General features: G+C 41.3%; 14 protein-coding genes, 9 tRNA genes and 6 rRNA genes. All 29 read left to right on the top strand.

Annotated elements, in window-relative coordinates:
* The first annotated feature begins 41 nt into the window (after positions 1 to 41).
* The 29 genes from LIX58_RS03330 to LIX58_RS03190 all read left to right on the top strand — a co-directional run bounded on the left by LIX58_RS03330 (position 42) and on the right by LIX58_RS03190 (position 25,974).
* On the top strand, positions 42 to 1,583 hold the full coding sequence (locus LIX58_RS03330) for an oligosaccharide flippase family protein (RefSeq protein WP_413470811.1): 1,542 nt from the start codon (positions 42 to 44) through the stop codon (positions 1,581 to 1,583).
* Positions 1,580 to 2,770, top strand: coding sequence for a MazG nucleotide pyrophosphohydrolase domain-containing protein (locus LIX58_RS03325; protein WP_154838397.1), 1,191 nt, complete (start codon positions 1,580 to 1,582; stop codon positions 2,768 to 2,770). Before LIX58_RS03330 ends, LIX58_RS03325 begins: the two co-directional genes overlap by 4 nt.
* Entirely contained in the window at positions 2,767 to 3,042 is a 276-nt protein-coding gene (locus LIX58_RS03320) for an RNA-binding S4 domain-containing protein (RefSeq protein ID WP_126566296.1), read from the top strand. Before LIX58_RS03325 ends, LIX58_RS03320 begins: the two co-directional genes overlap by 4 nt.
* Before the next feature lie 20 nt (positions 3,043 to 3,062).
* Positions 3,063 to 3,458 (top strand): cell division protein DivIC, encoded by a 396-nt coding sequence (divIC, locus tag LIX58_RS03315; RefSeq protein WP_126566297.1) that lies wholly within the window; start codon positions 3,063 to 3,065, stop codon positions 3,456 to 3,458.
* Positions 3,459 to 3,592: 134 nt separating this feature from the next.
* On the top strand, positions 3,593 to 3,994 hold the full coding sequence (locus LIX58_RS03310; RefSeq protein WP_126566298.1) for a S1 domain-containing RNA-binding protein: 402 nt from the start codon (positions 3,593 to 3,595) through the stop codon (positions 3,992 to 3,994).
* 230 nt (positions 3,995 to 4,224) lie between these two features.
* The gene (tilS, locus tag LIX58_RS03305) at positions 4,225 to 5,523 is read left to right on the top strand and encodes a tRNA lysidine(34) synthetase TilS (RefSeq protein WP_126566299.1); all 1,299 of its coding nucleotides are present in this window, start codon (positions 4,225 to 4,227) and stop codon (positions 5,521 to 5,523) included.
* Complete coding sequence (gene hpt, locus LIX58_RS03300) at positions 5,520 to 6,059, top strand: hypoxanthine phosphoribosyltransferase (RefSeq protein ID WP_103365378.1); 540 nt, start codon at positions 5,520 to 5,522, stop codon at positions 6,057 to 6,059. Before tilS ends, hpt begins: the two co-directional genes overlap by 4 nt.
* Before the next feature lie 295 nt (positions 6,060 to 6,354).
* Entirely contained in the window at positions 6,355 to 8,529 is a 2,175-nt protein-coding gene (ftsH, locus tag LIX58_RS03295) for an ATP-dependent zinc metalloprotease FtsH (protein WP_126566300.1), read from the top strand.
* A 232-nt stretch (positions 8,530 to 8,761) separates the two neighbouring features.
* A complete protein-coding gene (hslO, locus tag LIX58_RS03290; protein ID WP_226386073.1) occupies positions 8,762 to 9,643 on the top strand; it encodes an Hsp33 family molecular chaperone HslO in 882 nt (293 codons plus the stop codon).
* A gap of 251 nt (positions 9,644 to 9,894) precedes the next feature.
* Positions 9,895 to 10,827 carry a cysteine synthase A gene (cysK, locus tag LIX58_RS03285; protein WP_154838396.1) on the top strand — a complete coding sequence of 311 codons (933 nt, stop codon included), beginning with the start codon at positions 9,895 to 9,897 and terminating at the stop codon, positions 10,825 to 10,827.
* A 219-nt stretch (positions 10,828 to 11,046) separates the two neighbouring features.
* Complete coding sequence (gene folP / locus LIX58_RS03280) at positions 11,047 to 11,850, top strand: dihydropteroate synthase (RefSeq protein ID WP_154838395.1); 804 nt, start codon at positions 11,047 to 11,049, stop codon at positions 11,848 to 11,850.
* The gene (folB, locus tag LIX58_RS03275) at positions 11,828 to 12,193 is read left to right on the top strand and encodes a dihydroneopterin aldolase (protein ID WP_126566305.1); all 366 of its coding nucleotides are present in this window, start codon (positions 11,828 to 11,830) and stop codon (positions 12,191 to 12,193) included. Before folP ends, folB begins: the two co-directional genes overlap by 23 nt.
* Positions 12,194 to 12,673, top strand: a complete 480-nt coding sequence (folK, locus tag LIX58_RS03270) for a 2-amino-4-hydroxy-6-hydroxymethyldihydropteridine diphosphokinase (protein ID WP_126566307.1) — start codon at positions 12,194 to 12,196, stop codon at positions 12,671 to 12,673. It abuts the gene before it with no gap.
* A 276-nt stretch (positions 12,674 to 12,949) separates the two neighbouring features.
* Positions 12,950 to 14,440 carry a lysine--tRNA ligase gene (gene lysS, locus LIX58_RS03265; RefSeq protein ID WP_126566309.1) on the top strand — a complete coding sequence of 497 codons (1,491 nt, stop codon included), beginning with the start codon at positions 12,950 to 12,952 and terminating at the stop codon, positions 14,438 to 14,440.
* Positions 14,441 to 14,910: 470 nt separating this feature from the next.
* Positions 14,911 to 15,025, top strand: a 5S ribosomal RNA gene (gene rrf, locus LIX58_RS03260).
* Between the two features lie 10 nt (positions 15,026 to 15,035).
* A tRNA-Val gene (locus tag LIX58_RS03255) sits at positions 15,036 to 15,111 on the top strand.
* 13 nt (positions 15,112 to 15,124) lie between these two features.
* Positions 15,125 to 15,200: transfer RNA gene (locus tag LIX58_RS03250), tRNA-Thr, on the top strand.
* Between the two features lie 5 nt (positions 15,201 to 15,205).
* Positions 15,206 to 15,278, top strand: a tRNA-Lys gene (locus tag LIX58_RS03245).
* 23 nt (positions 15,279 to 15,301) lie between these two features.
* A tRNA-Gly gene (locus LIX58_RS03240) sits at positions 15,302 to 15,376 on the top strand.
* Positions 15,377 to 15,382: 6 nt separating this feature from the next.
* Positions 15,383 to 15,471, top strand: a tRNA-Leu gene (locus LIX58_RS03235).
* A gap of 14 nt (positions 15,472 to 15,485) precedes the next feature.
* Positions 15,486 to 15,562, top strand: a tRNA-Arg gene (locus tag LIX58_RS03230).
* 30 nt (positions 15,563 to 15,592) lie between these two features.
* Positions 15,593 to 15,666, top strand: a tRNA-Pro gene (locus LIX58_RS03225).
* A gap of 15 nt (positions 15,667 to 15,681) precedes the next feature.
* Positions 15,682 to 15,757: transfer RNA gene (locus tag LIX58_RS03220), tRNA-Ala, on the top strand.
* 125 nt (positions 15,758 to 15,882) lie between these two features.
* A 16S ribosomal RNA gene (locus tag LIX58_RS03215) occupies positions 15,883 to 17,433 on the top strand.
* Between the two features lie 419 nt (positions 17,434 to 17,852).
* A 23S ribosomal RNA gene (locus LIX58_RS03210) occupies positions 17,853 to 20,774 on the top strand.
* A 69-nt stretch (positions 20,775 to 20,843) separates the two neighbouring features.
* Positions 20,844 to 20,958 (top strand): 5S ribosomal RNA (rrf, locus tag LIX58_RS03205).
* Positions 20,959 to 21,176: 218 nt separating this feature from the next.
* Positions 21,177 to 22,727: ribosomal RNA gene (locus LIX58_RS03200) — 16S ribosomal RNA — on the top strand.
* Positions 22,728 to 22,822: 95 nt separating this feature from the next.
* A tRNA-Ile gene (locus tag LIX58_RS03195) sits at positions 22,823 to 22,899 on the top strand.
* A 153-nt stretch (positions 22,900 to 23,052) separates the two neighbouring features.
* Positions 23,053 to 25,974, top strand: a 23S ribosomal RNA gene (locus LIX58_RS03190).
* The 16S, 23S and 5S rRNA genes sit together here with 9 tRNA genes alongside, the layout of an rRNA operon.
* Positions 25,975 to 25,977: the final 3 nt, after the last annotated feature.

Raw genomic sequence — 25,977 nt, 5'->3', positions numbered from 1 at the left:
CATCACCGACAATTAACAAGAAATCAACGAACCAAGCATCATTGACAGAGTCATCTCAGCAACATGCTGCCTTCAATGGAGTAGTCGTACTCACCTTAGCACTCGTCATCGTGAAAATCTTAAGCGCCATTTACCGTGTCCCATATCAAAATGTACTTGGCGATACTGGACTCTATGCCTATCAACAGATTTATCCAATCGTTGCATTAGGCATGATCCTGTCAATGAATGCCATCCCAAGCGCCGTCACACAAACACTAGGTAGCAACGGTCAGGCCTCTGCCTTTTCCAGAGTGATTATCGGATTCCAAATACTAGGATTGGCCATCTTCGCCATCATCCTAGTCCTAGCTCATCCCATCGCGAGACTCATGGGCGATCCACACCTTGCACCCATGCTGAGAATGGCAAGCCTAAGCTACCTCTTCATCGGCGTACTCGGCGTATTTCGCGGCTACTATCAAAGCAGACAACACATGCACATACCTGCCATTTCCCAGGTAATAGAACAATTCATCCGCGTTGGCATCATCATCATTGCCATCGCACTATTCACGCTGAAACACTGGACCATATACCAAGCCGGCACACTCGCCATCCTAGCCTCAGCACTAGGATTCCTAGGCTCAAGCCTATACCTAATGTTCACCAAGCCTTTCCCTTTGAAAAGGCAGAACCCAACAAACCATATCCCGTGGAAACAACTACTAATAGCTACCGTCATCTTTGCCCTAAGTCAGCTATTACTCATCATGTGGCAATTTATAGATAGCTTCACAGTCGTTCATACCTTACAGTCATTTGGACTTCAATTCAAACAAGCTATTATGCAAAAAGGGATATACGATCGAGGTGCCTCTTTCATTCAGATGGGACTTATTGTTACAACTACATTTAGCTTTGTACTCATTCCATTGTTAACACAAGCGATTGAAGACCATAATAGAGTGCAAATGAATCGCTACGCGAACGCTTCACTTAAAATTACAATTTTGATCAGTGCGGCGGCAGGTGTCGGATTGATTAATTTATTGCCTATTATGAACCATGTCTTCTTCAAAACAGATAGCCTAAGTTTCACATTAGGATTTTATATGTTAACAGTGATATGCGTGTCGCTTATCATGATGGATATTGCTTTACTACAAGTATTTAATCGTATTCGTCCAATAATCATTGGCGTTATAATAGGATTGATATCTAAAACTATACTGAATATTGTACTTATTCATCACTTCGGCATTGTAGGCGCAAGTATCAGTACTGTGGTTTCACTTATTTTATTTGGCATTGTTTTACACATTGAAGTAATAAAACATTATCGTTTTAATCGCATGCGCTATTTTATATTAAAGACACTAGTCGCTTTAGCTATCATGTCACTTGTAGTTCAATGCGTGATGTATATTATGCCACCCGTTGGACGTTTAGGTGGACTGGTAGAACTTCTAATTGTAGCCGTTATTGGTGTTGGTGTTTTACTCGCCTTAGTTATGTATATGAACATTTTAGGATATAAAGAACTTAAACACTTACCGTTCGGTGATAAACTCTATCTTATGAAGAAAGGAAGACGTTCATGACACACACAATTACAATTGTTGGTTTAGGGAACTATGATATAGATGATTTACCGCTTGGTATCTATCGTTTCCTTAAAGAACAGCAACATATTTATGCACGTACAGTTGATCATCCAGTAATTGCTAGCTTACAGAATGAATTAACATTTGAAAGTTTCGACAGTATTTATGAGAATAACGATGACTTCGCGTCAGTCTATCAACAAATTGTAGATACATTGATCGAGAAAGCTGCGACAGATGATATTGTTTATGCAGTACCAGGCCATCCTCGTGTGGCAGAAACGACAACAGCTAAATTGCTTGAATATAGCGCAACTCATGACGATGTAGATGTTAAAGTGTTAGGTGGTAAAAGCTTTATCGATGATGTATTTGCAGCGATTGATGAAGATCCTAACGATGGTTTCACTTTATTAGATGGAACTGCTTTATCTGAAAATGTGTTAAACATTCGCACGCATACCCTTATTACTCAAGTCTATAGTGCTATGGTTGCCGCTGATATTAAAATTACATTAATGGAACGTTATCCAGATGATATGTTAGTTAAAGTTGTAACCGGCGCTCATAGTACAGGTGCTAATGTAGTAGAAGTACCATTGTTCGAGTTAGACCGAGACGAAGCCATTTTTAATAATTTAACGAGCGTTTTCGTGCCTAAAGTAACAGATGATGAAGCGATGTACCAAGACTTCGATTTCGCAGTTCAGACAATTGACCGCTTAGTAGACGACGAGAATGGTTGTCCATGGGACCGCGTTCAAACGCATGAGTCGTTAAAACGCTATTTAATTGAAGAAAGTTTCGAACTATTTGAAGCTATAGACAATGAAGATGATTGGCACATGATTGAAGAACTCGGCGATATCTTGTTGCAAGTGTTATTACATGCAAGTATTGGTAAAAAAGAAGGCTACATGGATATTAAAGAAATCATTGAAAGTTTAAATGCGAAGATGATACGTCGTCATCCACACATTTTCGGAGAAGAAGAAGCGGAATCGATTGACGACTTGAATGATATTTGGGCTACAGCGAAAAGTAAAGAAGGCAAAACGCCACGCGTAAAATTCGAGAAAGTATTTGCAGACCATTTCATGTCATTGTATGATAAAACAAAAAATAAGGATTTTGATGAAGAAACCCTTAGAAATTTCTTACAACAAGGGGAGCGTAATTCATGAGATTAGATAAATATTTAAAAGTATCACGACTAGTGAAACGTCGTACATTAGCGAAAGAAATCAGCGACCAAGGTCGTATCACAGTCAATGGCAACGTAGCCAAAGCGGGTACAGACGTAAAATTAGAAGACGAATTAGTAATTCGTTTCGGTCAAAAACGCGTTACTGTGAAAGTTACAGGTTTAAGTGAACATGCATCGAAAGAAAATGCCAAAGGTATGTATGATTTGATTAAAGAAGAACGTATTAACAATGAATTCAATGAAGAATAGATTGAAGGAGGTGGCAAGCTATGAGTAATAAGGTGGAAAATATTGGTAACCAGTATACCTCTGAGAGAAATCGTAAGAAAAGACGTCAACAAAAAAAGATGCGTGTGGTACGTCGTCGTATTACAGTCTTTGGAGGCTTATTGTTAGCCATTATCCTTATTCTATCTATCATGCTTGTCGTCCAAAAACACAGTAATGAGCAAGCAGCTGTTGAACGTAAACATAAAGAAGAGCAATTCCAAAAGAAACAAGATGAAGAATTAGCATTAAAAGAAGAACTCAATAATTTAAATGATAAAGATTATATCGAAAAAATCGCAAGAGATGATTATTACTTGAGTAATAAAGGTGAAGTGATATTTAAATTACCAAATGATAAGAAATCATCAGATTCTCAATCCTCCGATAGCAACTAGATAATTGGAAGATAGTTAGAAAATAGTGATGGTTATCTTGTACAAAATAATCATTGTATAGCATTGTGAAAATATTAAAACAGGAATATAATAAGGTTAAAATCGAATCAAAATCGGGAGGATTTATTTAGAATATGTCAATCGAAGTAGGAAATAAGCTAAAAGGTAAAGTTACTGGTATCAAAAAATTTGGTGCGTTCGTAGAGTTACCTGAAGGGAAAAGCGGCTTAGTTCATATCAGTGAAGTAGCTGATAACTATGTTGAGAATGTAGAAGACCATTTATCAGTTGGAGACGAAGTTGAAGTAAAAGTTTTATCAATTGCTGAAGACGGTAAAATCAGTCTTTCAATTAAAAAAGCGAAAGATCGTCCACGCAGACCACATCATAAATCTCATCAAAATAAAACACCTCAACAAAAAGGTGAAGATTTTGAAAAGAAATTAAGTAACTTCTTGAAAGATAGTGAAGATAAATTAACTTCAATTAAACGCCAAACTGAATCAAGACGTGGCGGTAAAGGTTCAAGACGTTAATTTGAATATACTCTAGAGGTCAAAGTTAAACTATAGCTATATGATACGAGCATGTATGCTTTAAAAAATAAAAGGTATAGTTTATGTGCGCAACAGGTAATCGACTTCTGGTATTTATTATCTGTGCGGGGTGGGATCACGAATTCTATATTTAGAATTCAGTCCCACTCCTTTTTTTGATAATAGCATCCAGTTGTAAAGGTTAAAGAAAGAAGTAGGAGGTCGACAAAGTGGAAGTAAATACATCACTATGGGATAAAAAAGACCATATTGTCATCGCAGTATCCACTGGTATAGATAGCATGTGTCTTTTACATAGCTTAATCTATGATCTTTCCCATACTTATGCGCGTATCTCATGTTTACATATTAACCATGGTTTAAGAGAAGCCTCGCAACAAGAAGAAGAATTTATTCGTCACTTTTGCGCTCAACATGAAGTGCCTTGTTATGTAAAACACTTAGATTTATCTGAGCTAGTGCAACAAGGGAGAAGTATTCAAGCAGATGCCAGACAACAACGGTATACATGGTTTGATAAGATGATGCAGCAACTCGAAGCGGACGTTTTATTAACCGCTCATCATTTAAATGATCAACTAGAAACGATTTTTTATCGTATATTTACTGGAAGGTCCACACGTAGTTCACTTGGCATGGATGACATGTCATGGCGCGGACATTATAAATTATGTCGGCCATTATTAAATACGTATAAATCTTACATTCATAGTTACCAACAATTACATCAGGTTCCTTACTATGAAGATGCTTCAAATAGTGACAATAAATACGCGCGTAATGATATTCGCAATCGACTTTTACCTTCTATAGATGACAATGTAGACCTCGATACAGCTCAGTTATTAAAATTAAAAGCCTGGCACGATATACAATTACAACATACACGCCAACGTGTGAATGAATTTACTCAACATGAAGTTGCAATCAACACGGCGCGTACACGTATTCAATTTTCACGAAATGCTTTTAATCAATTGGACAATATAACTAAAATGGTATTATTGGATCAGTTGTTTGAGTCTATCCATTTGCGGGTTTCATTGTCAGAAAAAAATTATGAAGAGTGGTTTGAACAAATTAATAGTCGTGTCGCACAAATTGAGATTACTCTTTCTGAAACATGGATAATTCAAATTGCTTATGATAAATTTATAATAATGGCTAAAAAAGAAACACCTGCACTCAAAGCGCAAGTGGTGACACAACCTGGAACTTATTATTTCGGAAAATATGTCATCACCATTCATGCTCAAAACGCTTGCTGGGAGTGGCCTTTAACGATTCGTACACGTCGTAACGGAGATAAAATTAAGATGAATGGACGTGAAGGTCATAAAAAAGTCAGTCGCTTATTCATTGATAATAAAGTGAGTAACGATGAACGTGAAAATATGCCATTGATTGAAGACCAACAACATACTATTATTGCGGTGGGTCATTTATATATAAAAACAAATTATAAAAATAATATAGATATTAAAAAATTGGAGATGAATGATAAATGAAGGACGATTTAAAAAGTATTTTATTAACAGAAGAGGATATTCAAACGATTTGTAAGGAATTAGGTGAGCAAATTACTCGCGACTATAAAGATAAACCGCTTGTATGTGTAGGTATCTTAAAAGGTTCTGTTATGTTTATGGCTGACTTAATCAAACGCATTGATACACATTTAGCTATTGATTTTATGGACGTTTCAAGTTACCACGGTGGTACAGAATCTACTGGAGAAGTTCAAATCTTAAAAGACTTAGGTTCTTCTATTGAAAATAAAGACGTGTTAATTATTGAAGATATTTTAGAAACTGGTACAACTTTAAAATCAATTACTGAATTACTTCAATCACGTAAAGTTAATTCTTTAGAAATCGTGACATTATTAGACAAACCAAACCGTCGTAAAGCAGATATTGAAGCGAAATATGTAGGTAAGAAGATTCCTGACGAATTCGTTGTAGGTTATGGCTTAGATTACGCTGAACACTATCGTAATTTACCATACATCGGAACATTAAAACCTGAAATTTATAGTAAATAATTAAAGATTTTTAACTAATAATGCATTAAGTGTTGTTTACATTATTATAACTATACTTAACTTATAAATTAGTGTAGACTTCATTTTATATTAATTATTTTTACTCTGAAAAGTATGGGATGTTTTTAAAAATTTGCTTTCTTTTTTCATAAAGAAACGGTTCGAATGTAGAAATAATGATATTGGGAAATTGAAAAATAGAAAAGTGCTACAAAAGTTGAAATGCTAGCCTTCAACAGAAGTGTTGTGTTACAATTTTTGTTAGCTTTATTATAGAAATAGGAGGAAATGACGCATGCAGAAAGCTTTTCGCAATGTGCTAGTTATCGCAATGATTGGCGTTATTCTATTCGGCATCTTCTCATACATAAATGGGAATGGCACTCAGCCGAAACAACTTTCCTATTCACAATTTGTAGAAAAATTGGATAAAGGTGACCTTAAATCCTTACAAATCCAACCTGAGCAAAATGTGTACTTGGTAAGTGGTAAAACGAAAAATAATGAAGACTATTCTTCAACGATTTTATACAATAACGATAAAGACTTACAGAAAATTACAGATGAAGCACGCAGTCAAAAAGGACTAGATTTTAACGTTAAAGAAGAAGAAAAACAAAGTGTATTTGTCAGCATGTTGACTACACTCATTCCAGTATTAGTTATTGCTTTATTATTTATCTTCTTCCTTAGCCAAGCACAAGGTGGCGGCGGTGGCGGTCGTATGATGAACTTTGGTAAATCTAAAGCAAAAATGTACGACAACCAAAAACGTCGTGTTCGTTTCACTGATGTTGCTGGGGCAGATGAAGAAAAACAAGAATTAATCGAGATTGTTGACTTCTTAAAAGATAATAAAAAATTCAAACAAATGGGTTCAAGAATACCTAAAGGGGTCTTATTAGTTGGCCCTCCAGGTACAGGTAAAACATTATTAGCACGTGCCGTTGCAGGTGAAGCGGGCGCGCCTTTCTTCTCAATCAGTGGTTCTGATTTCGTTGAAATGTTCGTCGGTGTAGGTGCAAGTCGTGTACGTGATTTATTCGAAAATGCTAAGAAAAATGCACCATGTATCATTTTCATCGATGAAATTGATGCTGTTGGTCGTCAACGTGGCGCTGGTGTTGGTGGCGGACATGATGAACGTGAACAAACACTTAACCAATTATTAGTTGAAATGGATGGCTTCGGTGAAAATGAAGGTATTATCATGATTGCTGCAACTAACCGTCCAGATATCCTAGACCCTGCGTTATTACGTCCAGGTCGTTTCGATAGACAAATTCAAGTTGGTCGTCCAGATGTTAAAGGTCGTGAAGCGATCTTACATGTTCACGCTAAGAATAAACCACTTGATGAAACGGTGGATTTAAAAGCGATTTCTCAAAGAACGCCAGGATTCTCAGGTGCCGACTTAGAGAACTTACTAAACGAAGCATCATTAATCGCAGCGCGTGAAGGTAAAAATAAAATTGATATGCGTGATATTGAAGAAGCTACAGACCGCGTTATTGCTGGTCCAGCGAAGAAATCACGTGTTATCTCTGATAAAGAACGTAATATTGTAGCACACCACGAAGCTGGTCACACAGTTATTGGTATGGTACTTGATGAAGCAGAAGTCGTGCATAAAGTAACGATTGTACCTCGTGGTCAAGCCGGTGGTTATGCAATGATGTTACCTAAGCAAGATCGCTTCTTAATGACAGAACCAGAATTATTAGATAAGATTTGTGGATTATTAGGTGGACGTGTATCTGAGGATATTAACTTCCATGAAGTATCTACAGGTGCTTCTAATGACTTTGAACGTGCGACTCAAATTGCGCGCTCTATGGTTACTGAATATGGTATGAGTGAAAAACTTGGACCATTACAATTCTCATCAAGCGGTGGCGGCCAAGTATTCTTAGGTAAAGATATGCAAGGTGAACCTAACTACTCTGGTCAAATTGCTTATGAAATTGATAAAGAAGTACAACGTATCATTAAAGAACAATATGAACGTTGTAAACAAATCTTATTAGAACATGAAGAGCAATTAAAACTGATTGCTAAGACATTATTAACTGAAGAAACATTAGTAGCTGAACAAATTCGTTCATTATTCTATGATGGTGTATTACCTGAAGTTGATTACGATGCTGCTCGCGTTGTAAAAGATGATGACGATTCAGAATTCAGTCAAGGTAAATACGGTAAATCTTATGATGACATTCGCAAAGAACAATTAGACGAAGGTCGTGAAAAAGAAGAGGAAGACCGTAAAGAACACCGTGACATTAATAACGAGCGTAGACATCGTCAACGTGAAGGTAGACCTTATCGTGATGAACAGGATCGCTACCGTGATGATGCTCATGAAGAACATCATTCAGGTTCTCGTAAACGTTCAGACGACGAGGATGATACAGGCTACGAACAATCACCGAATATCGACAAACCGTATAATCCAAATGATCCTAAATAGATAAATACATGCTTCAAAGATTACAATCTCTTTCACTAAGGTACGCGCCTTAGTTGAAAGAGATTTTTTAATACGTCATATCGTTTGGAATAATGAGCATAAAGCAAGTTACTTCATATTCTTATTAAACCAGTGTAGAATAAATGTCCTTAAAGAAATTGACACTTTGGTTTTTAATTTTCAAAAAAATAAGTAATATAAAAATATAAACTGCAATAAAGGAGATAAATAAATGACACATGATTATATCGTAAAATCATTAGCTTTCGATGGAGAAATTCGTGCGTATGCCGCTTTAACTACTGAATCTGTCCAAGAAGGTCAAACACGTCATTATACATGGCCAACAGCTTCAGCTGCAATGGGAAGAACAATGACAGCCACTTTATTAATGGGAGCAATGTTAAAAGGCGATCAAAAACTAACAGTAACAGTAGATGGTAAAGGGCCAATTGGACGTATCATTGCTGATGCGGATGCACAAGGTAACGTACGTGCATATGTAGATCACCCTCAAACACATTTCCCACTTAATGCACAAGGTAAATTAGATGTCAGACGTGCAGTGGGAACAGATGGTTCAATTCAAGTTGTCAAAGATGTAGGTATGAAAGACTATTTCTCAGGGGCAAGTCCAATTGTGTCTGGTGAATTAGGTGAAGATTTCACATATTACTTTGCTACGAGTGAACAAACACCATCATCAGTAGGATTAGGTGTATTAGTTAATCCAGATAATTCAATTAAAGCAGCAGGCGGCTTCATCATTCAAGTAATGCCTGGTGCAAAAGATGAAACAGTTACTAAATTAGAAGAAGCGATTAATAACATGCAACCTGTTTCTAAATTAATCGAACAAGGTTTAACACCAGAAGGCATCTTAAATGAAATTCTTGGAGAAGATAATGTTCAAATCTTAGAAACAATGGATGCGCAATTTGAATGTAACTGCAGTCACGAGAAATTCTTAAACGCAATTAAAGGATTAGGAGAAGCAGAAATTCAAAGCATGGTTGAAGAAGACCACGGCGCTGAAGCAATATGTCACTTCTGTGGTAATAAATACCAATATTCTGAAGGTGAATTAGAAGAATTACTTGCTTCAATGAAATAATAAGTTGCTAAACTTTAAGAAACACTTATAGACGCTATACTTTAATTTACAGTTCCACAAACTTCCTCTAAAAACCTTCTGAGTTTATTAAAATGAGTTTGTGGTAAACTTCTTATATATAAGAAAAAAGTAACATTTTTAGTCGCGTAAAAATAATTCTCTTTGTCTTTTTAGAAAATTCTGATAGAATATAACTATATCCGATAGAAAAACTAAGTTTTAAATTAGAATGTTAAAGGAGCGTTTTTTCAATGGCACAAAAACCAGTAGATAATATTACACAAATCATTGGCAATACACCGGTAGTAAAATTAAGAAACGTAGTAGACGAAGATGTAGCAGATGTTTATGTAAAATTAGAATATCAAAATCCAGGTGGTTCAGTTAAAGACCGTATCGCATTAGCTATGATCGAAAAAGCTGAAAAAGAAGGCAAAATTAAACCTGGCGATACAATCGTAGAACCTACAAGTGGTAACACTGGTATTGGATTAGCTTTCGTATGTGCTGCTAAAGGTTATAAAGCAGTATTTACAATGCCTGAAACAATGAGTTCAGAACGTCGTAACCTATTAAAAGCTTACGGTGCTGAATTAGTATTAACACCAGGATCAGAAGCTATGAAAGGTGCTATTAAAAAAGCCAAAGAATTAAAAGAAGAACATGGTTACTTTGAACCACAACAATTCGAGAACCCAGCTAACCCAGAAGTACACGCGTTAACAACTGGTCCAGAACTTGTTGAACAATTCGAAGGTAAACAAATCGATGCATTCTTAGCAGGTGTAGGTACAGGTGGTACATTATCTGGTGTAGGTAAAGTATTAAAAGAAAAATATCCTAACATCGAAATCGTTGCAATCGAACCAGAAGCTTCACCAGTATTAAGCGGTGGCGAACCTGGTCCACATAAATTACAAGGTTTAGGTGCAGGTTTCGTACCAGACACGTTAAACACAGAGATTTACGAAAGCATCATTAAAGTGGGTAACGACACTGCAATGGAAACAGCTCGTCGCGTCGCTAAAGAAGAAGGTATCTTAGCAGGTATTTCTTCAGGCGCAGCAATCTACGCAGCTATCCAAAAAGCTAAAGAATTAGGTAAAGGTAAAACAGTTGTAACTGTATTACCAAGTAACGGTGAACGTTACCTATCAACACCATTATATTCATTCGACGACTAATTAGACGTCGCTATTGATACGCTAGTGAAGCTTCATTGCTTTGCTAGCTTTTTTTATTTTTGAAAAGGCACTGCAATACACGTACTCGTTTTAAACTAATTCCTCAATTACGAACACTGCAATGTTGTTCAAATGAGTGTATCATTAAAAGTGAATAAAAAATTGAAACGTGGCCGTAGAGTTACGTTTTCATTTTCAAAAAAGCGAAGGGTGACAATAATGACGAAAACAAAAATTATGGGCATCTTAAATGTGACGCCTGACTCATTCTCTGATGGAGGAAAATACAACTCAGTAGAAAACGCCTTGGCACGTGCCAAAGAAATGATTGAAGAAGGCGTAGATATAATAGATGTAGGGGGCGTATCTACAAGACCAGGCTACACTGAAGTGCCACTTGAAGAAGAATTAGACCGTGTGGTACCTGTGGTAGAAAAATTAGTACCTCTAGGTGTGCAAATATCAGTGGATACGTATCGTAGTGAAGTAGCCGAAGCTTGCTTGAAACTTGGCGCAACGATGATTAACGACCAATGGGCTGGATTATACGATCCTAAAATTATTGATAAAGTTGCTGAATACGACGCGGAAATTGTATTAATGCACAATGGCGATGGACACCGTGAGCAACCTGTAGTAGAGGAAATGCTGTTATCTTTAATGACACAGGCAAACAAGGCTGAAATGGCTGGTATTCCTCAACATAAAATTTGGTTAGACCCAGGTATTGGCTTCGCGAAAACGCGTGAAGAAGAAAACGAAGTGATGGCGCGATTAGATGAGCTAGTAGCGACAGAATATCCTATTTTATTAGCGACAAGCCGTAAACGATTCATTAAAGAAATGATAGGTACAGAAACGAAAGCACTAGAACGAGATGAAGCGACGGCTGCTACTACGGCCTATGGTATAATGAAAGGCGTTAAAGCTGTACGCGTGCATAATGTTCAACTTAATGCACGCTTAGGTCAAAGTATGAACTTCTTAAAGGAGAATGAAGATGAACGACATAATCTTTCTTAAAGGCATGCGTTTTTATGGATATCACGGTGCGCTTTCTGCAGAGAATGAAATAGGACAAATCTTCGTAGTCGATGTGACATTAAAAGTAGACTTAGCTGAAGCGGGTAAATCCGATGATGTTACTGATACAGTACACTATGGCGAAGTATTCGAAGATGTAAAAGAGATTGTAGAAGGACCACCTTGCAATTTAATTGAGCATCTAGCTGAACGTATTGCAAAACGTATAAATTCACACTATAATCGTGTAATGGAAACGAAAGTCAGAATCACTAAAGAGAACCCACCTATACCAGGACATTATGATGGTGTAGGGATAGAGATAGTGAGGGAGAATCGTTAAATGGTACAAGCATATTTAGGTTTAGGAAGTAATATTGGAGATAGAGAACAGCAATTACAAGAAGCCATTCGACTAATTGATAGTACTGAAGGAATCGATGTAGTTCAAACTTCCCCAATCTATGAAACCGCACCAGTCGGCTATACGGATCAACCTAATTTTCTAAATTTATGCATAGAAATCAACACAGAATTATCCTCTCAAGCACTTCTTCAACGTTGTTTAGAAACAGAACAACATTTGCATAGAGTTAGAGACATTCGTTGGGGCCCTAGAACATTAGATGTCGACATTTTATTATATGGCGACGAGGTAGTCGAAGAAGAGGATTTAAGTATTCCGCATCCTCGCATGAATGAACGTGCCTTTGTATTAATACCTTTAAATGATATAGCTCCAAATAAAGTTGAACCTCGCTCTCATCAAACGATTGGCGAGTTAGTTATGGCTGACGATACCGTTAAGAAGTATAAAGATTAAGAGGTTATGATTAGGAAAGGGTTCGGGTATGGATAAATGAGAAAATGCTTTATTACCTTTCCATCGTTTAGTAAAATTAAAAGATGAAAATGGTGAAATGAAAATGCTTAAACCTGCATCTTAGTACCTTAAACGTGAAAAGTTAACAGTAAAGCATACGAAACATTAAACCAAGCTAATACTGAACAAAAATTGATAGATATCTTGCTTGTAAGGATTTCAATATGAATATATGGAATGATTGGCAAGAATAATGAAGCTAAAGGAGAGAAAGTTATGTCAGAAGAAATGAATGACCAAATGCAGGTCCGTCGTCAAAAACTACAAGAATTAATCGATTTAGGAATCGATCCATTTGGTAAACGTTTTGAACGTACGGCTACAGCGAGCGAATTAAAAGAACAATGGGATCAATTCTCTAAAGAAGAATTACATGATAAAGAAGACGATAGCCACGTTTCAATTGCTGGTCGCTTAATGACAAAACGTGGTAAAGGTAAAGCTGGATTTGCACATGTTCAAGATTTAACAGGCCAAATCCAAATTTACGTGCGTAAAGACCAAATTGGAGAAGAAGACTTTGATAACCTTTGGAAAAGTGCTGACTTAGGCGATATCGTTGGTATTGAAGGTGTAATGTTCAAAACAAATACAGGTGAATTATCAGTTAAAGCTAAATCATTTACATTATTATCAAAAGCGTTAAGACCATTACCTGATAAATTCCATGGTTTACAAGATATCGAACAAAGATACCGTCAACGTTATTTAGATTTAATTACTAACGAAGAAAGTACACGTACATTTATCAATCGTAGTAAAATTATTCAAGAAATGAGAAACTATTTAAATCAAAGAGGTTACTTAGAAGTTGAAACACCAATGATGCATCAAATCGCTGGTGGTGCTGCTGCACGTCCTTTCGTTACACACCATAACGCATTAGACGCTACATTATATATGCGTATTGCGATTGAACTACACTTAAAACGTTTAATTGTTGGTGGACTTGAGAAAATTTACGAAATTGGTCGTGTCTTCCGTAACGAAGGTGTATCAACACGCCATAACCCAGAATTTACTATGATTGAATTATATGAAGCATACGCTGACTATCATGATATCATGGATTTAACTGAATCAATGGTTAGACATATTGCGCAAGAAGTTCTAGGTTCAGCAAAAGTTCAATATAATGGGGAAGAAATAGATTTAGAATCTTCTTGGACTCGTTTGCACATTGTAGATGCTGTTAAAGAAGCTACAGGTGTAGATTTCTATCAAGTTAAAACTGATGACGAAGCTAAAGCTTTAGCTAAAGAACATGGTATTGAAATTACAGATAATATGAAATACGGTCATATCTTAAATGAATTCTTCGAACAAAAAGTAGAAGAAACATTAATTCAACCAACATTTATTTATGGCCACCCAATTGAAATCTCTCCATTAGCTAAGAAAAATCCTGAAGATCCAAGATTCACTGATCGTTTCGAGTTATTCATCGTAGGTAGAGAGCATGCAAATGCATTTACTGAGTTAAATGATCCTATTGATCAACGTCAACGTTTCGAAGCTCAACTTGTTGAGAAAGAACAAGGTAATGATGAAGCGCATGAAATGGATGAAGACTACATCGAAGCATTAGAATATGGTATGCCTCCAACAGGTGGATTAGGTATTGGTATTGACCGTTTAGTTATGTTATTAACAGACTCACCATCTATCAGAGACGTATTATTATTCCCTTACATGAGACAAAAATAATAAACAGTAAAAATTTCGACGCTATCTACAGTCTAGTAGATAGCGTTTTTTTATTTAGAAGACGTATGTTCAAGTTAATATGGTAAAGCATGTTGAGGAATTGAAAAGATGTTAGCACAATGTTAAAAAAATATTAAAAAAGATCAAAATTCAATAATAATATCAAAAGTAAAAAAGAGTGAAAAATTCATTGAAAATTATAGAAAAAAAGAGTAGTCACAGAGCAGATGATGTGCTAATATATTATGAGTGTTCTCGAAAAACAGAACAAATTAGTTAGTGCTTACAAAACTAATTAAAAAAATCAAAAAAAGTTATTGACATTATCATTTAAATGTTATATGATATAAAAGTCGTCAAAAACGAAAGTTAATTTTGTAAAACGCTTGTAAAAGAAATTTTAACAAAGTGTAAAATTAACTATTGAAAGTTGAAATAATCGATAGTATAATTGATTGAGTAAGTTGTTGTCTGGTGACAATGGCAAGGAGGTCACACCTGTTCCCATGCCGAACACAGAAGTTAAGCTCCTTAGCGCCGATGGTAGTTGGATTTACATTCCGCTAGAGTAGGACGTTGCCAGGCTTACTAAGTCGGAGAATTAGCTCAGCTGGGAGAGCATCTGCCTTACAAGCAGAGGGTCGGCGGTTCGATCCCGTCATTCTCCACCATTTCAATAATACAGCCGGCCTAGCTCAATTGGTAGAGCAACTGACTTGTAATCAGTAGGTTGGGGGTTCAAGTCCTCTGGCCGGCACCATCTTTGAGCCATTAGCTCAGTTGGTAGAGCATCTGACTTTTAATCAGAGGGTCAGAGGTTCGAATCCTCTATGGCTCATACGATTATTTTAATAGCCACATGCGGAAGTAGTTCAGTGGTAGAACACCACCTTGCCAAGGTGGGGGTCGCGGGTTCGAATCCCGTCTTCCGCTCCATTTTTTGCCGGGGTGGCGGAACTGGCAGACGCACAGGACTTAAAATCCTGCGGTGAGAGATCACCGTACCGGTTCGATTCCGGTCCTCGGCACCATCTTTTTAAATATAGCGCCCGTAGCTCAACTGGATAGAGCGTTTGACTACGGATCAAGAGGTTATGGGTTCGACTCCTATCGGGCGCGCCATTTAAAATTCAAACCTTATTTAATTAAATACGGGAAGTAGCTCAGCTTGGTAGAGCACTTGGTTTGGGACCAAGGGGTCGCAGGTTCGAATCCTGTCTTCCCGACTTCTTAAATAATATGGGGGCTTAGCTCAGCTGGGAGAGCGCCTGCTTTGCACGCAGGAGGTCAGCGGTTCGATCCCGCTAGTCTCCACCATTTATAAATTTTCTAAAATGAACATTGAAAACTGAATGACAATATGTCAACGTTAATTCCAATAAATGTAACTTTAAGTTACAAACACTATTTAGTTTTATGAGCTAATCAAACATCATAAATTTTTTATGGAGAGTTTGATCCTGGCTCAGGATGAACGCTGGCGGCGTGCCTAATACATGCAAGTCGAGCGAACAGACGAGGAGCTTGCTCCTCTGACGTTAGCGGCGGACGGGTGAGTAACACGTGGGTAACCTACCTATAAGACTGGGATAACTCCGGGAAACCGGGGCTAATACCGGATAATATTTTGAACCGCATGGTTCAAAAGTGAAAGATGGTTTTGCTATCACTTATAGATGGACCCGCGCCGTATTAGCTAGTTGGTAAGGTAACGGCTTACCAAGGCGACGATACGTAGCCGACCTGAGAGGGTGATCGGCCACACTGGAACTGAGACACGGTCCAGACTCCTGCGGGAGGCGGCAGTAGGGAATCTTCCGCAATGGGCGAAAGCCTGACGGAGGAACGCCGCGTGAGTGATGAAGGTCTTCGGGTCGTAAAACTCTGTTATTAGGGAAGAACATACGTGTAAGTAACTGTGCACGTCTTGACGGTACCTAATCAGAAAGCCACGGCTAACTACGTGCCAGCAGCCGCGGTAATACGTAGGTGGCAAGCGTTATCCGGAATTATTGGGCGTAAAGCGCGCGTAGGCGGTTTTTTAAGTCTGATGTGAAAGCCCACGGCTCAACCGTGGAGGGTCATTGGAAACTGGAAAACTTGAGTGCAGAAGAGGAAAGTGGAATTCCATGTGTAGCGGTGAAATGCGCAGAGATATGGAGGAACACCAGTGGCGAAGGCGACTTTCTGGTCTGTAACTGACGCTGATGTGCGAAAGCGTGGGGATCAAACAGGATTAGATACCCTGGTAGTCCACGCCGTAAACGATGAGTGCTAAGTGTTAGGGGGTTTCCGCCCCTTAGTGCTGCAGCTAACGCATTAAGCACTCCGCCTGGGGAGTACGACCGCAAGGTTGAAACTCAAAGGAATTGACGGGGACCCGCACAAGCGGTGGAGCATGTGGTTTAATTCGAAGCAACGCGAAGAACCTTACCAAATCTTGACATCCTTTGACAACTCTAGAGATAGAGCTTTCCCCTTCGGGGGACAAAGTGACAGGTGGTGCATGGTTGTCGTCAGCTCGTGTCGTGAGATGTTGGGTTAAGTCCCGCAACGAGCGCAACCCTTAAGCTTAGTTGCCATCATTTAGTTGGGCACTCTAAGTTGACTGCCGGTGACAAACCGGAGGAAGGTGGGGATGACGTCAAATCATCATGCCCCTTATGATTTGGGCTACACACGTGCTACAATGGACAATACAAAGGGTAGCGAAACCGCGAGGTCAAGCAAATCCCATAAAGTTGTTCTCAGTTCGGATTGTAGTCTGCAACTCGACTACATGAAGCTGGAATCGCTAGTAATCGTAGATCAGCATGCTACGGTGAATACGTTCCCGGGTCTTGTACACACCGCCCGTCACACCACGAGAGTTTGTAACACCCGAAGCCGGTGGAGTAACCATTTGGAGCTAGCCGTCGAAGGTGGGACAAATGATTGGGGTGAAGTCGTAACAAGGTAGCCGTATCGGAAGGTGCGGCTGGATCACCTCCTTTCTAAGGATATATTCGGAACATCTCGTAGAGATGATGAATTAACGTGACATATTGTATTCAGTTTTGAATGTTTATTTCAAACATTCAAATTAAATGATGATTGCATTAAACATTATAATTTGATATAATATTTAATTGTGATTGTTGAAAATATTATTTAAAGAAATCGTTTCTCAGACAATGAGTTGAATGAATTTAAAGCGCAGTTTACTTTCGTAAATGAGCATTTAAATTTGTGATAACGAAGAAGTATGAAAACGATTGACTAAATAATTTAAATTGTACATTGAAAACTAGATAAGTAAGTAAATAGATTTTACCAAGCAAAACCGAGTGAATAGAGTTTTAAATAAGCTTGAATTCATAAAAAATAATCGCTAGTGTTCGAAAGAACACTCACAGATTAATAACTATATTTAGATTAAGTTATTAAGGGCGCACGGTGGATGCCTTGGCACTAGAAGCCGATGAAGGACGTTACTAACGACGATATGCTTTGGGTAGCTGTAAGTAAGCGTTGATCCAGAGATTTCCGAATGGGGGAACCCAGCACGAGTTATGTCGTGTTATCGACAAGTGAATTCATAGCTTGTCAGAAGGCAGACCCGGAGAACTGAAACATCTTAGTACCCGGAGGAAGAGAAAGAAAATTCGATTCCCTGAGTAGCGGCGAGCGAAACGGGAAGAGCCCAAACCAATAAGCTTGCTTATTGGGGTTGTAGGACACTCTATACGGAGTTACAAAGGAATATGTTAGACGAATCATCTGGAAAGTTGAATCAAAGAAGGTAATAATCCTGTAGTTGAAAACGTATTCTCTCTTGAGTGGATCCTGAGTACGACGGAGCACGTGAAATTCCGTCGGAATCTGGGAGGACCATCTCCTAAGGCTAAATACTCTCTAGTGACCGATAGTGAACCAGTACCGTGAGGGAAAGGTGAAAAGTACCCCGGAAGGGGAGTGAAAGAGAACTTGAAACCGTGTGCTTACAAGTAGTCAGAGCCCGTTAATGGGTGATGGCGTGCCTTTTGTAGAATGAACCGGCGAGTTACGATCTGATGCAAGGTTAAGCAGGAAATGTGGAGCCGTAGCGAAAGCGAGTCTGAATAGGGCGTTTAGTATTTGGTCGTAGACCCGAAACCAGGTGATCTACCCATGGTCAGGTTGAAGTTCAGGTAACACTGAATGGAGGACCGAACCGACTTACGTTGAAAAGTGAGCGGATGAACTGTGGGTAGCGGAGAAATTCCAATCGAACTTGGAGATAGCTGGTTCTCTCCGAAATAGCTTTAGGGCTAGCCTCAAGTGATGATTATTGGAGGTAGAGCACTGTTTGGACGAGGGGCCCCTCTCGGGTTACCGAATTCAGACAAACTCCGAATGCCAATTAATTTAACTTGGGAGTCAGAACATGGGTGATAAGGTCCGTGTTCGAAAGGGAAACAGCCCAGACCACCAGCTAAGGTCCCAAAATATATGTTAAGTGGAAAAGGATGTGGCGTTGCCCAGACAACTAGGATGTTGGCTTAGAAGCAGCCATCATTTAAAGAGTGCGTAATAGCTCACTAGTCGAGTGACACTGCGCCGAAAATGTACCGGGGCTAAACATATTACCGAAGCTGTGGATTGTCCTTTGGACAATGGTAGGAGAGCGTTCTAAGGGCGTTGAAGCATGATCGCAAGGACATGTGGAGCGCTTAGAAGTGAGAATGCCGGTGTGAGTAGCGAAAGACGGGTGAGAATCCCGTCCACCGATTGACTAAGGTTTCCAGAGGAAGGCTCGTCCGCTCTGGGTTAGTCGGGTCCTAAGCTGAGGCCGACAGGCGTAGGCGATGGATAACAGGTTGATATTCCTGTACCACCTAACATCGTTTTAATCGATGGGGGGACGCAGTAGGATAGGCGAAGCGTGCTGTTGGAGTGCACGTCCAAGCAGTGAGATTGAGTGTTAGGCAAATCCGGCACTCTTAAGATTGAGCTGTGATGGGGAGAGGAAATTGTTTCCTCGAGTCGTTGATTTCACACTGCCGAGAAAAGCCTCTAGATAGATAATAGGTGCCCGTACCGCAAACCGACACAGGTAGTCAAGATGAGAATTCTAAGGTGAGCGAGCGAACTCTCGTTAAGGAACTCGGCAAAATGACCCCGTAACTTCGGGAGAAGGGGTGCTCTTTAGGGTGCAAGCCCAGAAGAGCCGCAGTGAATAGGCCCAAGCGACTGTTTATCAAAAACACAGGTCTCTGCTAAACCGTAAGGTGATGTATAGGGGCTGACGCCTGCCCGGTGCTGGAAGGTTAAGAGGAGTGGTTAGCTTCTGCGAAGCTACGAATCGAAGCCCCAGTAAACGGCGGCCGTAACTATAACGGTCCTAAGGTAGCGAAATTCCTTGTCGGGTAAGTTCCGACCCGCACGAAAGGCGTAACGATTTGGGCACTGTCTCAACGAGAGACTCGGTGAAATCATAGTACCTGTGAAGATGCAGGTTACCCGCGACAGGACGGAAAGACCCCGTGGAGCTTTACTGTAGCCTGATATTGAAATTCGGCACAGCTTGTACAGGATAGGTAGGAGCCTTTGAAGCGTGAGCGCTAGCTTACGTGGAGGCGCTGGTGGGATACTACCCTAGCTGTGTTGGCTTTCTAACCCGCACCACTTATCGTGGTGGGAGACAGTGTCAGGCGGGCAGTTTGACTGGGGCGGTCGCCTCCTAAAAGGTAACGGAGGCGCTCAAAGGTTCCCTCAGAATGGTTGGAAATCATTCATAGAGTGTAAAGGCATAAGGGAGCTTGACTGCGAGACCTACAAGTCGAGCAGGGTCGAAAGACGGACTTAGTGATCCGGTGGTTCCGCATGGAAGGGCCATCGCTCAACGGATAAAAGCTACCCCGGGGATAACAGGCTTATCTCCCCCAAGAGTTCACATCGACGGGGAGGTTTGGCACCTCGATGTCGGCTCATCGCATCCTGGGGCTGTAGTCGGTCCCAAGGGTTGGGCTGTTCGCCCATTAAAGCGGTACGCGAGCTGGGTTCAGAACGTCGTGAGACAGTTCGGTCCCTATCCGTCGTGGGCGTAGGAAATTTGAGAGGAGCTGTCCTTAGTACGAGAGGACCGGGATGGACATACCTCTGGTGTACCAGTTGTCGTGCCAACGGCATAGCTGGGTAGCTATGTATGGACGGGATAAGTGCTGAAAGCATCTAAGCATGAAGCCCCCCTCAAGATGAGATTTCCCAACTTCGGTTATAAGATCCCTCAAAGATGATGAGGTTAATAGGTTCGAGGTGGAAGCGTGGCGACACGTGGAGCTGACGAATACTAATCGATCGAAGACTTAATCAATTTTTTCAAAGTTTTGCGACGCAAAATCTTTACTTACTATCTAGTTTTGAATGTATAATCATTCACTTGTCTGGTGACAATGGCAAGGAGGTCACACCTGTTCCCATGCCGAACACAGAAGTTAAGCTCCTTAGCGCCGATGGTAGTTGGATTTACGTTCCGCTAGAGTAGGACGTTGCCAGGCAACCACATTTGACCATTTGGTCTTTTTTTGTGGCAAATATTCCAAGAATTTTAAAAAAGTTGTTGACTTTTATGCCAATAGCGAGTATAATTAATTCTTGTGTTAAAGAAATGAACATTGAAAACTGAATGACAATATGTCAACGTTAATTCCAATAAATGTAACTTTAAGTTACAAACACTATTTAGTTTTATGAGCTAATCAAACATCATAAATTTTTTATGGAGAGTTTGATCCTGGCTCAGGATGAACGCTGGCGGCGTGCCTAATACATGCAAGTCGAGCGAACAGACGAGGAGCTTGCTCCTCTGACGTTAGCGGCGGACGGGTGAGTAACACGTGGGTAACCTACCTATAAGACTGGGATAACTCCGGGAAACCGGGGCTAATACCGGATAATATTTTGAACCGCATGGTTCAAAAGTGAAAGATGGTTTTGCTATCACTTATAGATGGACCCGCGCCGTATTAGCTAGTTGGTAAGGTAACGGCTTACCAAGGCGACGATACGTAGCCGACCTGAGAGGGTGATCGGCCACACTGGAACTGAGACACGGTCCAGACTCCTACGGGAGGCAGCAGTAGGGAATCTTCCGCAATGGGCGAAAGCCTGACGGAGCAACGCCGCGTGAGTGATGAAGGTCTTCGGATCGTAAAACTCTGTTATTAGGGAAGAACATACGTGTAAGTAACTGTGCACGTCTTGACGGTACCTAATCAGAAAGCCACGGCTAACTACGTGCCAGCAGCCGCGGTAATACGTAGGTGGCAAGCGTTATCCGGAATTATTGGGCGTAAAGCGCGCGTAGGCGGTTTTTTAAGTCTGATGTGAAAGCCCACGGCTCAACCGTGGAGGGTCATTGGAAACTGGAAAACTTGAGTGCAGAAGAGGAAAGTGGAATTCCATGTGTAGCGGTGAAATGCGCAGAGATATGGAGGAACACCAGTGGCGAAGGCGACTTTCTGGTCTGTAACTGACGCTGATGTGCGAAAGCGTGGGGATCAAACAGGATTAGATACCCTGGTAGTCCACGCCGTAAACGATGAGTGCTAAGTGTTAGGGGGTTTCCGCCCCTTAGTGCTGCAGCTAACGCATTAAGCACTCCGCCTGGGGAGTACGACCGCAAGGTTGAAACTCAAAGGAATTGACGGGGACCCGCACAAGCGGTGGAGCATGTGGTTTAATTCGAAGCAACGCGAAGAACCTTACCAAATCTTGACATCCTTTGACAACTCTAGAGATAGAGCTTTCCCCTTCGGGGGACAAAGTGACAGGTGGTGCATGGTTGTCGTCAGCTCGTGTCGTGAGATGTTGGGTTAAGTCCCGCAACGAGCGCAACCCTTAAGCTTAGTTGCCATCATTTAGTTGGGCACTCTAAGTTGACTGCCGGTGACAAACCGGAGGAAGGTGGGGATGACGTCAAATCATCATGCCCCTTATGATTTGGGCTACACACGTGCTACAATGGACAATACAAAGGGTAGCGAAACCGCGAGGTCAAGCAAATCCCATAAAGTTGTTCTCAGTTCGGATTGTAGTCTGCAACTCGACTACATGAAGCTGGAATCGCTAGTAATCGTAGATCAGCATGCTACGGTGAATACGTTCCCGGGTCTTGTACACACCGCCCGTCACACCACGAGAGTTTGTAACACCCGAAGCCGGTGGAGTAACCATTTGGAGCTAGCCGTCGAAGGTGGGACAAATGATTGGGGTGAAGTCGTAACAAGGTAGCCGTATCGGAAGGTGCGGCTGGATCACCTCCTTTCTAAGGATATATTCGGAACATCTCTTAGAGATGATGGATTAACGTGACATATTGTATTCAGTTTTGAATGTTTATTTTACATTCATATATTTAATGGGCCTGTAGCTCAGCTGGTTAGAGCGCACGCCTGATAAGCGTGAGGTCGGTGGTTCGAGTCCACTCAGGCCCACCATTAAATAATTTAAATTGTACATTGAAAACTAGATAAGTAAGTAAATAGATTTTACCAAGCAAAACCGAGTGAATAGAGTTTTAAATAAGCTTGAATTCATAAAAAATAATCGCTAGTGTTCGAAAGAACACTCACAGATTAATAACTATATTAGATTAAGTTATTAAGGGCGCACGGTGGATGCCTTGGCACTAGAAGCCGATGAAGGACGTTACTAACGACGATATGCTTTGGGTAGCTGTAAGTAAGCGTTGATCCAGAGATTTCCGAATGGGGGAACCCAACACGAGTTATGTCGTGTTATCGACAAGTGAATTCATAGCTTGTCAGAAGGCAGACCCGGAGAACTGAAACATCTTAGTACCCGGAGGAAGAGAAAGAAAATTCGATTCCCTGAGTAGCGGCGAGCGAAACGGGAAGAGCCCAAACCAATAAGCTTGCTTATTGGGGTTGTAGGACACTCTATACGGAGTTACAAAGGAATATGTTAGACGAATCATCTGGAAAGTTGAATCAAAGAAGGTAATAATCCTGTAGTTGAAAACGTATTCTCTCTTGAGTGGATCCTGAGTACGACGGAGCACGTGAAATTCCGTCGGAATCTGGGAGGACCATCTCCTAAGGCTAAATACTCTCTAGTGACCGATAGTGAACCAGTACCGTGAGGGAAAGGTGAAAAGTACCCCGGAAGGGGAGTGAAAGAGAACTTGAAACCGTGTGCTTACAAGTAGTCAGAGCCCGTTAATGGGTGATGGCGTGCCTTTTGTAGAATGAACCGGCGAGTTACGATCTGATGCAAGGTTAAGCAGGAAATGTGGAGCCGTAGCGAAAGCGAGTCTGAATAGGGCGTTTAGTATTTGGTCGTAGACCCGAAACCAGGTGATCTACCCATGGTCAGGTTGAAGTTCAGGTAACACTGAATGGAGGACCGAACCGACTTACGTTGAAAAGTGAGCGGATGAACTGTGGGTAGCGGAGAAATTCCAATCGAACTTGGAGATAGCTGGTTCTCTCCGAAATAGCTTTAGGGCTAGCCTCAAGTGATGATTATTGGAGGTAGAGCACTGTTTGGACGAGGGGCCCCTCTCGGGTTACCGAATTCAGACAAACTCCGAATGCCAATTAATTTAACTTGGGAGTCAGAACATGGGTGATAAGGTCCGTGTTCGAAAGGGAAACAGCCCAGACCACCAGCTAAGGTCCCAAAATATATGTTAAGTGGAAAAGGATGTGGCGTTGCCCAGACAACTAGGATGTTGGCTTAGAAGCAGCCATCATTTAAAGAGTGCGTAATAGCTCACTAGTCGAGTGACACTGCGCCGAAAATGTACCGGGGCTAAACATATTACCGAAGCTGTGGATTGTCCTTTGGACAATGGTAGGAGAGCGTTCTAAGGGCGTTGAAGCATGATCGCAAGGACATGTGGAGCGCTTAGAAGTGAGAATGCCGGTGTGAGTAGCGAAAGACGGGTGAGAATCCCGTCCACCGATTGACTAAGGTTTCCAGAGGAAGGCTCGTCCGCTCTGGGTTAGTCGGGTCCTAAGCTGAGGCCGACAGGCGTAGGCGATGGATAACAGGTTGATATTCCTGTACCACCTAACATCGTTTTAATCGATGGGGGGACGCAGTAGGATAGGCGAAGCGTGCTGTTGGAGTGCACGTCCAAGCAGTGAGATTGAGTGTTAGGCAAATCCGGCACTCTTAAGATTGAGCTGTGATGGGGAGAGGAAATTGTTTCCTCGAGTCGTTGATTTCACACTGCCGAGAAAAGCCTCTAGATAGATAATAGGTGCCCGTACCGCAAACCGACACAGGTAGTCAAGATGAGAATTCTAAGGTGAGCGAGCGAACTCTCGTTAAGGAACTCGGCAAAATGACCCCGTAACTTCGGGAGAAGGGGTGCTCTTTAGGGTGCAAGCCCAGAAGAGCCGCAGTGAATAGGCCCAAGCGACTGTTTATCAAAAACACAGGTCTCTGCTAAACCGTAAGGTGATGTATAGGGGCTGACGCCTGCCCGGTGCTGGAAGGTTAAGAGGAGTGGTTAGCTTCTGCGAAGCTACGAATCGAAGCCCCAGTAAACGGCGGCCGTAACTATAACGGTCCTAAGGTAGCGAAATTCCTTGTCGGGTAAGTTCCGACCCGCACGAAAGGCGTAACGATTTGGGCACTGTCTCAACGAGAGACTCGGTGAAATCATAGTACCTGTGAAGATGCAGGTTACCCGCGACAGGACGGAAAGACCCCGTGGAGCTTTACTGTAGCCTGATATTGAAATTCGGCACAGCTTGTACAGGATAGGTAGGAGCCTTTGAAGCGTGAGCGCTAGCTTACGTGGAGGCGCTGGTGGGATACTACCCTAGCTGTGTTGGCTTTCTAACCCGCACCACTTATCGTGGTGGGAGACAGTGTCAGGCGGGCAGTTTGACTGGGGCGGTCGCCTCCTAAAAGGTAACGGAGGCGCTCAAAGGTTCCCTCAGAATGGTTGGAAATCATTCATAGAGTGTAAAGGCATAAGGGAGCTTGACTGCGAGACCTACAAGTCGAGCAGGGTCGAAAGACGGACTTAGTGATCCGGTGGTTCCGCATGGAAGGGCCATCGCTCAACGGATAAAAGCTACCCCGGGGATAACAGGCTTATCTCCCCCAAGAGTTCACATCGACGGGGAGGTTTGGCACCTCGATGTCGGCTCATCGCATCCTGGGGCTGTAGTCGGTCCCAAGGGTTGGGCTGTTCGCCCATTAAAGCGGTACGCGAGCTGGGTTCAGAACGTCGTGAGACAGTTCGGTCCCTATCCGTCGTGGGCGTAGGAAATTTGAGAGGAGCTGTCCTTAGTACGAGAGGACCGGGATGGACATACCTCTGGTGTACCAGTTGTCGTGCCAACGGCATAGCTGGGTAGCTATGTATGGACGGGATAAGTGCTGAAAGCATCTAAGCATGAAGCCCCCCTCAAGATGAGATTTCCCAACTTCGGTTATAAGATCCCTCAAAGATGATGAGGTTAATAGGTTCGAGGTGGAAGCGTGGCGACACGTGGAGCTGACGAATACTAATCGATCGAAGACTTAATCAATTT

The organism is Staphylococcus sp. Marseille-Q1834 (assembly GCF_916858875.1).
GTDB lineage: Bacteria > Bacillota > Bacilli > Staphylococcales > Staphylococcaceae > Staphylococcus > Staphylococcus pragensis.
The sequence above is the reverse complement of the archived record's forward strand: the minus strand, read 5'-3'. Positions and strand labels throughout refer to the sequence as shown.